The organism is Martelella alba, assembly GCF_005217455.1.
Lineage (GTDB): Bacteria > Pseudomonadota > Gammaproteobacteria > Enterobacterales > Enterobacteriaceae > Acerihabitans.
The window spans coordinates 70,492-83,125 of sequence record NZ_SZPQ01000021.1 but is presented as its reverse complement, the minus strand read 5'-3'; the positions used below and the strand labels follow the sequence as shown (position 1 = coordinate 83,125).

Here is a 12,634-nt window from a genome sequence, read left to right as displayed (position 1 = left end):
ATGTGAAATGGGTTGACGAAATGTTTCATCGCGTATATTACGCCGGCCGAATTTTACTGCCGGGATTGCCATTATTGTCCGGCGCGGCATTTCCCGGCCGGACCTATCCGTAAATCAGCAACCACTAAATCCGTTCAATAACAACCGCCACGCCTTGTCCGCCGCCGATACACAGCGTCGCCAGCCCCAGGGTTTTATCTCTGGCCTGCAAGGCGTGCAGTAACGTCACCAGAATACGGGCGCCGCTGGCGCCGATGGGATGCCCCAGCGCTATCGCACCGCCATTGACATTGACCTTTTCTTCCTCAAAGCCAAGCGTGCGCCCTACCGCGAGAAACTGCGCGGCGAAAGCCTCATTGGCTTCCACCAGATCGATATCGCCCAGGGTCAGCCGCGTTTGCGCAAGCACTTTTTGCGTCGCCGGCACCGGCCCCATCCCCATTAACGCCGGGTCGACGCCCGCGCTGGCGTAGCCGCGAATACGCGCCAGGGGCGCCAGCCCCTGGCGCCGGGCAAACGTTTCCTCCATCACCACCAGCGCGGCGGCGCCATCGTTGATGCCGGATGCATTGCCCGCCGTGACCGTGCCGTCAGGTTTAAAGGCCGGACGTAATTTAGCCAATTTATCCAACGCGGCATCGCCGCGGGGATGCTCGTCAACATCGAAAACACGATCGCCGGTTTTCTTGTTTCTTATCACCACCGGCGTGATTTCATTGACAAACGCGCCCGAGGCGATGGCCGCCGCCGCTTTCTGCTGGGATGCCAGCGCCAATTGGTCCTGGTCTTCGCGGCTGATGCCATATTCGCGGGCCACATTCTCAGCCGTGATCCCCATATGATAGCCATTAACGGCGCACATTAAGCCGTCCCGCAAAATGCAGTCCTGCACGATATCGTCGCCCAAACGATACCCTGTCCGCGCTTTGTTGCTTAATAGATAGGGCGCCATGCTCATATTTTCCATTCCACCGGCAATAATCGCTCTGGCGTCGCCGGCGCGAATGGCCTGGGCGGCAAGCGCCACACTGGCCAAACCGGAACCGCAGACTTTATTAACGGTCAGCGCGCTGACGCTATGGGGAATGCCCGCCTTTAGGGCCGCTTGCCGGGCGGTATTCTGGCCGAGCCCCGCCTGCAAAACATTCCCCATAATAACATCATCGATAATATCCGCTTCCAGGCCCGCTCTTTTAAGCGCCTCGGCCATAACAATAGCGCCGAGCTCTATTACCGGGGTCGATATCAACGCGCCGGCAAAACTGCCGACGGCAGTGCGGGTCGCACTGACAATAACAGCGTTATTCATACTATTTTCCTTTAATAATTAGAAAAAGCTCAGTGCAACAATAAAAATAATCGCGGAAAAGATAAGCGCGGTAATGCAATATCCCATAATATCCCGAACACTTAATCCCGCGATGGCCAGCGCCGGCAGCGCCCAAAAGGGTTGGGCCATATTCCCGCACTGTTCGCCATAGGCAATGGCCATGGTGGCTTTTCCTAAATCGGCGCCTAATTGTTGCGCGGCGGGAATAACGAACGGTCCCTGAATAACCCAGTGGCCGCCGCCCGAGGGTACGGCGAAATTCACAATGGCCGAGCTAATAAACGCCATGACCGGAAAAGTGGCTTTCGTTGAGATATCCACAAAGAAGTGGGTAATCATCCCGCCAAAGCCGGAGTGCTCCATCATCAATTGAATGCCGGCATAAAATGGAAATTGAATCAGCACGCCGGCGCAACTGCGGGTTCCCGCGGAAAAGGCGCGCATATAAGCCATGGGGGTCTTATGAAGCAATAACCCGGCTATCAGGAAAATCATGTTCACATTGTTAATCGTGATATTAAATCCGTTTTTCCGGAAATACATTGCCAGATACACAATGGCCAACACGCAGATAATCACGGCCAGGCTTCGGCTTTCCTCCAATTTTTCCGCAAAGGACGCATTGGGGGGCAGTTTCCGTTGGTAATCCGGGTCTTCTTGCAGTAATTCCGGATTAATGGTATGGATCTGGTCGGGTTTTGGCATCATCATCCTGGCCACCAGGGGGATAACGACCAATAGCGCCACCATGGCAAAGAGGTTAAAGCCCGCGAACATGGTTTGGCCGATAGGAATAATCCCCCCGGTCAAATGCTCCATGGGATTGCCGGGCGTGGCGGCCAGTAAGGGCATGGAGCCCGATAATCCGCCGCCCCAGGACAAAAAGCCCATATAGGCGCAGGCGATCAGTAACGGGTAATCGGACCCTTTAACACGCCGGGCGACCTCTTTGGCAAACATGGCGCCGACGATAAGGCCGAAGCCCCAATTGATCGCGCAGGCAATCAGGCCGAAAAACGCCACCAGCATCACCCCTTGTACCGGCGTTTTCGCCAGGGCGGCGGTATCCCTGAGCAGGTTGCGCACCAAAGGCGTGCTGGCCAGCGCGTGGCCGGTGACGATAATCAGCGCCATCTGCATCCCGAAGGCAAGCAGATTCCAGAAGCCATCCCCCCACATAATGCCGATCTCCAGCGGCGTATGGGGCGTGAACAGAAAACCGATGCAGAACATAATCAACGTCAACAGCATGGCGAAGATCAGCGGATCGGGTAGATAACGGTTGACCACCGTGGTCATTGCTCCGGAGATTTTTCCTATGCCGTTCATCATGCGCCCCCTGACAGGGCGATCGGCATGACCTTGACGTCATCCGGGACGATAATGGCCGCCGTGGTCTTTTCCAGAACAGTGGCAAGGGAAACGCCGGGCGCCAATTCCGTTAGCGTCAATTGCCCATGGGCAAAAACCAGCACGCACAATTCGGTGACGATCATGTCCACCACATGCCTGGCGGTGAGCGGCAGAGTGCAGCGGGGGACTATTTTCGCGGCGCCGTCTTTGGCGCAATGCTCCATGGCGATAATGACTTTTCGCGCGCCGCTGACCAAATCCATCGCGCCGCCCATTCCCGGCACCATTTTCCCCGGCACCATCCAGTTGGCGAGACTGCCCTGTTGATCCACCTGCAACCCGCCAAGGACGCTGGTATCGACATGGCCGCCGCGGATCAGGGCAAAGGACGTCGCGCTGTCGAACATGGCGGCGCCCGGCAGAATGCCGCACGGCTGGCCGCCGGCGTTCACCAGGTCGGGACAAGGTTCATTGACCGGCCCGAGTCCCAGAAAGCCGTTTTCCGACTGCAGTGTTATCTCTACCCCTTGCGGCAAATAATTGGCCACAAGTGTCGGCAAACCGATACCGAGATTTACGATATCGCCGTCGTGTAATTCCAGGGCCACGCGGCGAGCGATGAGCTCTTTCGCATTCATAGTGTTAAGCCTCCAGGGGGTAAACAATGAAATCCACCAGCGCGGCGGGCGTAATAACGCACTCAGGGGAGATGTCGCCTATTTCCACCAGTTCGTTGGGTTCGGCAATAACCGTATCGGCGGCGAAGGCAAGCAAAGGATTAAAGTTGCGTGCTGATAATTTGTAGGTGAGATTACCAAGAGGATCGGCCATATCGGCTTTGATTAGCGCCAAATCGGCCCGCAAGGGGAATTCCAGCACATAGTCGACGCCGTCCCGGCTAATGATTTGTTTGCCGTCCTGAACCACGGTGCCCACGCCGGTCTGCGTCAGAAAACCGCCGATACCCGCCCCACCGCAGCGAATCCGTTCGGCCAGCGTCCCCTGGGGGATCAATTCAACGTCTAATTCACCGGAAATCATACGGCGCCCGGTTTCCGGATTAGTGCCAATATGCGACGCGATGACTTTTTTTACCCGACCATGGGAAATCAGCGGTCCGACACCTGATTCGATAAAGGCGGTATCGTTACAGATTAAGGTAATATTTTTAATGCCGGAATCCATAACGGCCTGTAACAAGCGGGGCGGCGACCCCACCCCCATGAATCCGCCCACCATTATTGTCATGCCGTCATGAAAGTATTCAGTGGCATTCGACAACATTATTTTTTTATTTTTCACTGCGTTCTCCTTCCTGCAAAATATCAATTTCTCGGCAAGGAAAGTGCAAACAGCGGGCCATAATTTCTTATGGGAGTAAAAGTTTATAATGAATTGTAAAATAGAGGTTTTTTCAATGAGGCAATTTGCGAGGTTGTATTGACGTCAACATTTTCCGGCGGATATTTTCACAGGTGCGTATTATTATTTGCACCTGTTATAGATATTTTGTGATGAAAGTCACCTTACTATTTTATTAACCACGCTGGGATAATTTCAAGTGGCATCCATTAATACCTGTACTGCCAATAATTCAAGTTGTATTGCGATGGCCTATCAGCGACCGGCATCATCTCCTTGATGCCGTTACGATGATATCGGCTTCGCCAACATCATCCTCAGATCGCGCGGCGAGCAACACGCTGATGTCTTGCTACCGACCGGAAAATCTCAGTCATGGTCCGGTTTATCAGGATTTCAATTTACTGGCGACCGCCGTTATCGCCGGACATGGCGTGGCGCTGTGCCCGGTGGAGGTGTTCCGCCGGGAACTGTCGAATGGCGATCTGGTGATTTTATCCGACATCTCAACCCTGGATAACGAAGGCTATTACCTGCTGTCCGATCAGGAAAGCAACCGCTCCACCCAGGCGTTCTGTCAATGGTTCGCCGGCGTGTGCCGTCCCAAAGGCGGCCCGCGTCCGTGACGCCCCGGCTCTTTGCCGGGGCGCAACGACTTAGGCCAGATCGAAGCGATCCAGATTCATGACTTTGGTCCAGGCCGCGACGAAATCCTTAACGAACTTCTGCCTGGCGTCGCTACTGGCATAGACTTCCGCCAAGGCGCGCAGCACCGAGTGGGAACCGAACACCAGATCGGCGCGGGTCGCGGTGTATTTTACCTCGCCGCTACGCCGATCGCGCCCTTCGAACAGTTCGGCCGTGTCATCGACGGCATGCCACGCGGTGCGCATATCAAGCAGATTGACGAAGAAATCATTGCTGAGCGCCCCGACCCGTTCAGTGAACACGCCGTGCCGACTGCCGTCGAAATTGGCGCCCAGCACGCGCAAGCCGCCCACCAGCACCGTCAGTTCCGGCGGGGTTAACGTCAGTTGCTGCGCCTTGTCCACAAGCAGCGTCTCGGTGGAGGAACCGCCCGGTACGCGGCGATAGTTTCGGAAACCATCGGCGATGGGTTCAAGCATGGCGAAAAGTTCGCTATCGGTCTGATCCTGGCGTGCATCAACCCGGCCCGGCGTGAACGGCACGCTGACCGCCACGCCGGCGGCGGCGGCGGCCTGCTCGATGCCGACCACGCCGGCCAGCACGATGACATCCGCCAGCGAGACCTTACCGGATGCCTGCTGTATCGCCTGTAACCTGGGCAGCGCATCCATGGCGATAGGGTTGACCGGCCAGGCGTTTTGCGGCGCCAGGGCCAGCCGGGCGCCGTTGGCGCCGCCGCGTTTGTCTCCGCCGCGGAAGGTCGAGGCCGAGGCCCAAGCCGCGGAAACCAGCTCGCCCACCGACAAGCCGGATTCCGCTATCATGACTTTCAGCTCGGCGATATCGGCGGCCGTGGGGTGGTGTTCCGCGGCCGGCAACGGGTCTTGCCAGATAAGATCTTCTTTAGGCACTTCCGGGCCGAGATAACGCGCCTTCGGCCCCATATCGCGATGGGTGAGTTTGAACCAGGCCCGCGCGAAAGCTTCGTTAAAGGCTTGCGGATCGTTGAGGAAACGGCGGGAAATCTTCTCGAATTCCGGATCGAAGCGCAGTGTCAAGTCAGTGACCAGCATGGTGGGTCGGCGTTTCTTGTCCGGATCGAACGGGTCCGGCACCGACTCCGGCGCATCCTTGGCCACGAACTGGATGGCGCCGGCCGGACTGCGGGTCTGTTCCCATTCAAATTTGAAGAGGTTTTCGAAGAAGTAATGGCTCCATTGCAGGGGCGTCTGGCTCCAGATCACTTCCAGCCCGGAAGTGATCGCGTCGGCGCCCGCGCCGCTGCCGAGACTGTTGGACCAGCCCAGGCCCTGCGATTCCAGAGGCGCGGCTTCCGGGGCGGGGCCGACATGATCGGCCGGGCCGGCGCCATGGGTTTTGCCCAAGGTATGCCCGCCGGCGATAAGCGCGACGGTTTCCTCGTCGTTCATGGCCATGTTGCCGAACGTGGCACGGATGGCCGAGGCGGCCGAGGCCGGATCGCCGCTGGCGTTAGGGCCTTCGGGATTGACGTAGATAAGCCCCATTTCCGTGGCGGACAGGGGATTTGAGGCCAGGCTTTCCGGATGGCGATGCGCCAGCCAGGTTTTTTCGTCGCCCCAGTTGACATCCAGATCCGGCTCCCAGACGTCTTCGCGGCCGGCACCGAAACCGAAGGTACGAAAACCGGCGTTTTCCAGCGCCACATTACCGGCCAGCACAATTAAATCGGCCCAGGATATCCGCTGACCGTATTTCTGTTTAATGGGCCACAGCAGACGGCGGGACTTGTCCAGACTGACGTTATCCGGCCAGGAGTTGAGCGGAGCGAATCGCTGCTGTCCTCGCCCGGCGCCGCCACGGCCGTCTATCATGCGGTAGGTGCCGGCGCTATGCCAGGCCATGCGGATAAACAGGCCGGCGTAACTGCCCCAGTCGGCCGGCCACCATTCCTGCGAATCGGTCAGCAATTGCCTTAGATCCGCCTTGAGGGCGCTGTAGTCGAGTTTTTTGAATTGCTCGCGGTAATTGAAGTCTTCATCAAGGGGGTTGGAACGGTTGGAATGTTGATTTAGCAGATCCACGCGGAGTTGATCGGGCCACCAGTCGCGGTTGCTGGTGCCGCCGCCGGAAGTGACCCGGGGGGCACCGCCATGAAAGGGACACTGGTCGGCGGAAGAAGGCGTTGGGGTTTCAGTCGGGGTGCTCATGTCTCGCTCCATTTGCTCTTTTTATGGTTCGCTCAGCATATGCCCCTCACATTGAAAAGGATATCGGGATCTGCCTACGGTTTCGATAGCCGTTCTCTATGAAAACGCCAAATCTTGATTGAGCGCAACTTTTGCCGGCCATCCTACTCCCGCGCATAGGGACAGAGGCGTCAGGCCCATTGCTGTTACAGAATAAAAAAAGCATTCTCCCCCCCGCGCGTCGGGATTTGGACCGACACGCCGCCGCCCTCTCCCTGGCCTCAATGCCGGTGATACGCGGACTGAACCGGTTAGCCACGGTGTTGTGGTCAAGCCGCAGTGTGTTTTTACCGTTTCAGGCGCTCACCGGCGACTGCCTGGTCAGCCCGAGCATGGCGCGTGTTTCCTCCGGCGTGGCCACGGCCTTGTCCATCTCCGCCGCCGCCCGTTTGACGCGATTCACGAACCAGGTATTGGATTGCGCCAGCTCACCCTTGCGGTAAAAAATGTTATCCTCCATCCCCACCCGGACATGGCCGTCCAGCGCCAGTGCGGCAAACATGATGGGCAAATGGCCGCGGCCGATGCCCAGCGCGGACCAGGTGAAATTATCGCCCAGGTGGTGTTTGCAGGTCTCCAGCAGAAACATGAGGTTGCGCACCTTCGCCGTCATGCCGCCGGGCGCGCCCAGTACATATTGAAAATGCGGCGGACCTTGTATCAGTCCCTTTTTCATGTAGTACAGAACGTTGTAGATCATCCCGGCATCGAAAATCTCAAATTCCGGTTTTACCTGGCAGGCGCGCATGCTCGTCGCCAGCTTTTCCAGAAAACGCGGACTGTTTTCAAACACCGTCGAGTGGGCCCAGTTCATGGTCCCCGCGTCGAATGACGCCATTTCCGGACGCAGCTGTTGGAACGGTTTCATCCGGATTTCGTCGTCCAGGCCCAAGCCGCCGGAGGTGGTCAGGTTGATGACGATATCGCAACGATCGCGTACCCGGCGCACCGTCTCCGCGAACGGGTCAACGTTCATCGATGCCTGATGATTGTCGTCGCGAACATGGATATGGGCGATGGAGGCGCCGGCTTCCCAGCAGCGCACGATGTCGTCCGCCTGCTCCCGCGGCGTCAGGGGAATCCAGGGGGTATCGCTTTTTTGCGGCCAGGCGCCGGTGCAGGCGACGGTGAGAATGACTTTATTTTCGGACATGATCAATTCCTCTCGTACAACTCTTTTTCGATAATCATCGCCAGCCCCATCCCGCCGCCGATACATAATGTGGCGAGACCGTAACGCGCGTGGCGACGCTGCATTTCATGCGCCAGCGAAACCAGAATCCGCGCCCCCGACGCGCCGATGGGATGACCGAGGGCAATGGCGCCGCCGTTGACGTTGGTCTTGTCCGGATCCAGTCCCAGTCCTTTGATCACACTGAGCGATTGTGAGGCAAACGCTTCATTGGCCTCGATGATGTCCAGGTCGTTGACGCACAGGCCGGCCTTGGCCAACGCCCGGCGGGTGGCCGGCACGGGGCCATAACCCATGTAGTTCAGATCGACGCCGCCGTTGCCCCAGGCCCGGATCGTCGCCAGCGGACGCAATTGCAATGCCTGCGCTTTCTCCCGGCTCATCAATACCAACGCCGCGGCGCCATCATTGATGCCGGAGGAATTGCCCGCCGTCACGACCCCATCGGACCGAAAGGCCGGTTTTAAGTGGGAAAGCGATTCCACCGTCGTGCCATGCCGTGGAAATTCATCAGCGGTAACCAGACGTTCTTCTTTCCTGACGGTAACCTTGATGGGGACGATTTCATCAGTGAATCGGCCGTTCTTCTGCGCCCATTCGGTCCGTTGTTGGCTTAAGGCCGAATAGGCGTCCAGCGCCTCCCTTGAGAGCTGGTATTTTTGCGCCAGATTTTCCGCGGTCATGCCCATGTGTTCGCCGGAAAAGGCATCGGTGAGACCATCGCTGAGCATACTGTCCACCAGCAGGCTATCGCCCATACGCTGTCCCCAGCGGGCCATCGCGGCCAGGTACATGGCATTGCTCATGCTTTCCGTCCCGCCCGCCACGATAATCTCCGCATCGCCCAGCGCAATGGCCTGGGCGGCCAGAATGACCGCCTTCAGCCCGGAGCCGCAAACCTTGCTGACATTGAACGCGCTTTTATCGAACGGGATCCCGGCGGACATCGCCACCTGCCGGGCGACGTTCTGCCCCAGTCCGGCGCCCAGCACATTCCCCATGATGACTTCATCGACGCTGTCCGGCGTGATGGCGGCGCGGCTCATCGCCGCCGACACCGCATATTCCCCCAGCTGTATGGCGGAAAGATCCTTGAGCGCGCCGCCAAAACAACCGATAGGCGTGCGCGCGGCGCTGACAATGACGATATCCTTTATACCCATGTTGTGACTCCTCTACTGACGATACGACTGATGCGAACCCGTCATATTTCACGTTGACTCTTTGTTTGGGTCGGGTTGGTTATTGCACAGGGCAATCACCGCGCCGCGATTGCCTAACAGGCGTGGAGGAATAATTTCATGCGTGTTTTCGATAATGACCCCGCCATGTCGGAATATTAACTACGGATAAAAAATTTATTCCGGCAGCGAATATTCTTTATTTATGGCACCGAAGGCGGTAATCGGTTTTTCTCTACCGGCTAACCATCGTTAACTGCATTATATTCCCACGCTTCACGTCGCTATTTTATAGGCCGGGCCACACCTTAAATACAACCGCCGTACTGATAAGTTCGATCCGGAATATCGTTGATAATATCTTCATCAATTTCCGCGACACAGCGCGCCATGGATCCGTCGCCCAAATACCAACGCAGCGGAAAACAGAAAAAGCGGAATCGCTTGCCGGAGACCTTGTCTAAATCGCCGCCAAGATTTTCCACGCCGACGATGCCATGGCCCAACATTTGTTTATGGCAAGGTTCCCATGTTCCCCAACAGCCAATAGCTTCAAGGTCGCCGAATTTAGCTTGATACGCCTCTTGGCCGTGTAATGCGATATAGCGTTCTTTATCGAATTCGGCATAAGCTTCCTCGCCGAATTGTTCAATATACTCTTCGGTAATGGGGCGGCCCGATGCACCAAGTAAATTCATACGGGTTGTGCCATTATTGCCCATTGCCGTATGCAAGGGATGATCGAGCGCTTGCATATCCATAGCCACGCATTTTACCCGGTGTTTAACAAACCATTTTCCCGCTTCAACACCCGTGCCGCAGGAATAATGGTAATATTCTTTCGAGTCATCGAATTTACGGTGCATCCCGGTATTCAGGCATACCACCATACCGGCCAGTTCCGCCGGTTTTATTCCCGCCCGCTGGCAGGCATCCTCAAGATGGGACGGTAAAATCAATTCCCAGCGTTCAACGCGAATATCCAGGCAAATGGCTTCTCCGGTGTAGGCGTCCACCGGCATTTCGTGCGTATAACGCGCGCGTTTGCCGTCGAATTCCATTTCCATGACATGACGGGGCGCATCGCAATGTGTTCCGGTATGCATGGTACAGGAAATTTTCTGGGTCAATACCCCGCCTTTCGCCATGGTGTGCGCGCTGTCAATCAGCGGCTTATCAAAATAAGGCCAACGAGGGGTATCCGCGCTGAAAGGATGCGTTAAATCGATAAATATTTTCTTTCCCATATTATGACTCCTCGGATTGCCGCGTTACGCGTTGTAAATAATTCAGCAGTCTTTCTCGGCTGGTATTGATGGATGTCTCGTCCCATATCTGGAACCCTTGGCCGGATTTAAATCCCAGCTTGCCCTCCTCAACCAATTTCCTGAGCAAGGGAGAAGGCGTGGTGGCATTATTGAGATGCGGAAAAAGGTATTCATGGATGGACAGCGTCAAATCGGTCCCCACCATGTCGGCGTTTTCCAACGGTCCCAACGTCGGCAGCCGAAGTCCGAAGCCAAAGCGTATGCCTTCATCGACGGTTTGCGCGTCGGCGATGCCCTGCTCCACCAAATAAATCGCCTCGCGCCACAGGGCATGCTGTAAACGATTGACCAAAAACCCCGGCACATCCTTATTGACCCTGACCGGACGTTTCCCCGCCCATTGCAGTATCGACAAGGTCCGTTCGAATATCCCATCGTCCGTCCACGGGGTGCGGATAACTTCCACCAGCGGGATAAGAAAGGCCGGATTCCAGAAATGGGTGCCCAGCACCCGCTGTTTGCGCCGGACGTCACGGGCGATTTCACTGATGCTGATAACCGACGTATTCGAGGCCAAAATGGTGTCCGGCGGGCAGCACGCATCCAGTTGCCGAAACAGGTGTTGCTTAAGGACCGACTGCTCCGGCACGCATTCAAAGACGATTTGCGCCTCGGCAACACTGTCTTGCAGCGTATCGCAAAAGGCAATGCGGCCAAGAACCCCCTGAATGTCGGTTTCGCCGGTCCGCATCCGCGTCAGATTGGCCCGAATGGTCTGTGGCGCGTGATAGGCTCCGGCATCAATATCGTATATCCTGACCTCGACCCCGCGGGCGGCGAAAATCTGGGCGATACCGCTCCCCATCAAACCGCCGCCGAGGATCGTGATGTGCGTAACCGGTTGCGTCATACGTCCCCCTTAACCCGCCGTACAGCCGCCATCGATATAGATGACCTGGCCGGTAATAAAATCCGCGGCCGGCGAGCACAGGTAAACCACCGTACCGACCATATCCTCCACGACGGCCGCCCGTCCCATGGGAATGCGGTCAAGAAAGATTTTTTTCAGCTTTTCGTTTTCCAGTACTTCCTGCGTCAGCGGGGTCCAGAAAATGGTCGGCGCCACGGCATTGACGTTGATGGAATATTTCGCCCATTCGGTCGCCAGTTGTTTGGTGAGTAAATTGATGGCGCCTTTGGATGTGCCGTAAGCGGCATACCCCCCCGGGTGTCCGGCAAACGCCCGGACCGACGAGGTGTTGACGATTTTGCCGAACCCCTGCCGGATAAATAGCTCGCCGAACACCTTGCACGGGATAAACGTCCCGGTGACATTGATGTCCATCACTTTGCGAAAATCACCGATATCGAACGCCTCCGCCGGATGCCGCACGGCAATGCCGGCGATGTTGATCAGAAAATCGAGTCGTCCATAAGCGGCGACGACCTGATCGGCCAAGGCTTTTACCGCCGCCTCGTCCGTCATATCGGCGGCCATGGCCAATGCCTCGCCGCCGGCCTCGCGGACTTGCTGAACGGTTTTTTCCAGTGTCGCCGGCGTGCGGCCGGTCACCACGATCTTGACCCCGAAATTCGCCAGGCCGCGGGCGACGCCTTCCCCCAGCGCCCCGGCTCCGCCGGTAATCACGGCGATCTTGTTTTCAAGATTGAACATCGACTTGACTTTTTTATCCCACATATTGTCCATGGTTTTTCCTTATGACCGAGGGTCAGGCATAACTGGCGATGACCAGCATACTGGCCGGATAATTGGTGTGATTTTCGACGGAACGGCCCTCGAATGGCGCGAGGAATACCGCCTCGCCCTGGCCCACCACGCGGCTTTCGCTGCGGGTGCGAAGGGTGATTTCCCCCTCCAGCACCACGTACAGTTTTTCCGTCGGGGAATCCTCGTAGGCCCATTCGGCGCCGCCACCCGGCAGAAAATGGGATAAACCGCACCAGAACTGCTTGGCGCCGCACAGCGCTTCGTCACAAAGCTTCAGCGCCACCATGGCATGATGGAGCGGCGGATTGTACGGTTTGGCTTCACTGACCTGAATCACGTTCAT

General features: G+C 57.0%; 12 protein-coding genes. 1 reads left to right on the top strand and 11 read right to left on the bottom strand.

Translation table 11 applies throughout. From position 1 onward, the window contains the following. Window positions 1–124: 124 nt before the first annotated feature. Genes FCN80_RS15175 through atoD form a run of 4 tightly spaced genes read right to left on the bottom strand, consistent with a single transcriptional unit; the run spans window position 125 to window position 3,985 of the window. Window positions 125–1,309 carry an acetyl-CoA C-acetyltransferase gene (locus FCN80_RS15175; RefSeq protein WP_136991010.1) on the bottom strand — a complete coding sequence of 395 codons (1,185 nt, stop codon included), beginning with the start codon at window positions 1,307–1,309 and terminating at the stop codon, window positions 125–127. Between the two features lie 18 nt (window positions 1,310–1,327). After that, window positions 1,328–2,662: a TIGR00366 family protein gene (locus FCN80_RS15170; RefSeq protein ID WP_230492696.1), complete on the bottom strand. Its 1,335-nt coding sequence runs from the start codon at window positions 2,660–2,662 to the stop codon at window positions 1,328–1,330. Then, window positions 2,659–3,321, bottom strand: coding sequence for a 3-oxoacid CoA-transferase subunit B (locus FCN80_RS15165; RefSeq protein ID WP_136991009.1), 663 nt, complete (start codon window positions 3,319–3,321; stop codon window positions 2,659–2,661). The genes FCN80_RS15170 and FCN80_RS15165 overlap by 4 nt, the downstream gene beginning before the upstream one ends. A 4-nt stretch (window positions 3,322–3,325) precedes the next feature. After that, window positions 3,326–3,985 carry an acetate CoA-transferase subunit alpha gene (atoD, locus tag FCN80_RS15160; protein WP_136991008.1) on the bottom strand — a complete coding sequence of 220 codons (660 nt, stop codon included), beginning with the start codon at window positions 3,983–3,985 and terminating at the stop codon, window positions 3,326–3,328. A gap of 404 nt (window positions 3,986–4,389) precedes the next feature. Here atoD and FCN80_RS15155 point away from each other — a divergent pair, with 404 nt between their 5' ends. Beyond that, complete coding sequence (locus tag FCN80_RS15155) at window positions 4,390–4,671, top strand: type 2 periplasmic-binding domain-containing protein (RefSeq protein ID WP_373880339.1); 282 nt, start codon at window positions 4,390–4,392, stop codon at window positions 4,669–4,671. Window positions 4,672–4,701: 30 nt separating this feature from the next. On the opposite strand, the gene katG is transcribed toward FCN80_RS15155, so the two are convergent. The 7 genes from katG to FCN80_RS15120 form a co-directional block, all read right to left on the bottom strand. Beyond that, complete coding sequence (gene katG, locus FCN80_RS15150) at window positions 4,702–6,882, bottom strand: catalase/peroxidase HPI (protein ID WP_136991007.1); 2,181 nt, start codon at window positions 6,880–6,882, stop codon at window positions 4,702–4,704. A 334-nt stretch (window positions 6,883–7,216) separates the two neighbouring features. Continuing rightward, window positions 7,217–8,074: a beta-keto acid cleavage family enzyme gene (locus FCN80_RS15145; RefSeq protein WP_170975408.1), complete on the bottom strand. Its 858-nt coding sequence runs from the start codon at window positions 8,072–8,074 to the stop codon at window positions 7,217–7,219. Window positions 8,075–8,076: 2 nt separating this feature from the next. Then, window positions 8,077–9,276 (bottom strand): acetyl-CoA C-acetyltransferase, encoded by a 1,200-nt coding sequence (locus FCN80_RS15140; protein WP_306767884.1) that lies wholly within the window; start codon window positions 9,274–9,276, stop codon window positions 8,077–8,079. A 326-nt stretch (window positions 9,277–9,602) separates the two neighbouring features. Then, on the bottom strand, window positions 9,603–10,541 hold the full coding sequence (locus FCN80_RS15135; protein ID WP_136991005.1) for a cyclase family protein: 939 nt from the start codon (window positions 10,539–10,541) through the stop codon (window positions 9,603–9,605). Between the two features lies 1 nt (window position 10,542). Then, a complete protein-coding gene (locus FCN80_RS15130; protein WP_136991004.1) occupies window positions 10,543–11,472 on the bottom strand; it encodes a 3-hydroxyacyl-CoA dehydrogenase family protein in 930 nt (309 codons plus the stop codon). 9 nt (window positions 11,473–11,481) lie between these two features. After that, window positions 11,482–12,270 carry an SDR family NAD(P)-dependent oxidoreductase gene (locus FCN80_RS15125; RefSeq protein WP_136991003.1) on the bottom strand — a complete coding sequence of 263 codons (789 nt, stop codon included), beginning with the start codon at window positions 12,268–12,270 and terminating at the stop codon, window positions 11,482–11,484. A gap of 22 nt (window positions 12,271–12,292) precedes the next feature. After that, on the bottom strand, window positions 12,293–12,634 hold the full coding sequence (locus tag FCN80_RS15120; protein WP_136991002.1) for a cupin domain-containing protein: 342 nt from the start codon (window positions 12,632–12,634) through the stop codon (window positions 12,293–12,295).

Excerpts from the sequence above, each read along its gene's own strand:
- FCN80_RS15130 (WP_136991004.1), bottom strand. The coding sequence starts at position 11,472 with ATGACGCAACCGGTTACGCACATCACGATCCTCGGCGGCGGTTTGATG.
- FCN80_RS15165 (WP_136991009.1), bottom strand. The coding sequence starts at position 3,321 with ATGAATGCGAAAGAGCTCATCGCTCGCCGCGTGGCCCTGGAATTACAC.
- katG (WP_136991007.1), bottom strand. The coding sequence starts at position 6,882 with ATGAGCACCCCGACTGAAACCCCAACGCCTTCTTCCGCCGACCAGTGT.
- FCN80_RS15145 (WP_170975408.1), bottom strand. The coding sequence starts at position 8,074 with ATGTCCGAAAATAAAGTCATTCTCACCGTCGCCTGCACCGGCGCCTGG.
- FCN80_RS15170 (WP_230492696.1), bottom strand. The coding sequence starts at position 2,662 with ATGATGAACGGCATAGGAAAAATCTCCGGAGCAATGACCACGGTGGTC.
- FCN80_RS15135 (WP_136991005.1), bottom strand. The coding sequence starts at position 10,541 with ATGGGAAAGAAAATATTTATCGATTTAACGCATCCTTTCAGCGCGGAT.
- FCN80_RS15140 (WP_306767884.1), bottom strand. The coding sequence starts at position 9,276 with ATGGGTATAAAGGATATCGTCATTGTCAGCGCCGCGCGCACGCCTATC.
- FCN80_RS15125 (WP_136991003.1), bottom strand. The coding sequence starts at position 12,270 with ATGGACAATATGTGGGATAAAAAAGTCAAGTCGATGTTCAATCTTGAA.
- FCN80_RS15175 (WP_136991010.1), bottom strand. The coding sequence starts at position 1,309 with ATGAATAACGCTGTTATTGTCAGTGCGACCCGCACTGCCGTCGGCAGT.
- FCN80_RS15155 (WP_373880339.1), top strand. The coding sequence starts at position 4,390 with ATGTCTTGCTACCGACCGGAAAATCTCAGTCATGGTCCGGTTTATCAG.
- FCN80_RS15120 (WP_136991002.1), bottom strand. The coding sequence starts at position 12,634 with ATGAACGTGATTCAGGTCAGTGAAGCCAAACCGTACAATCCGCCGCTC.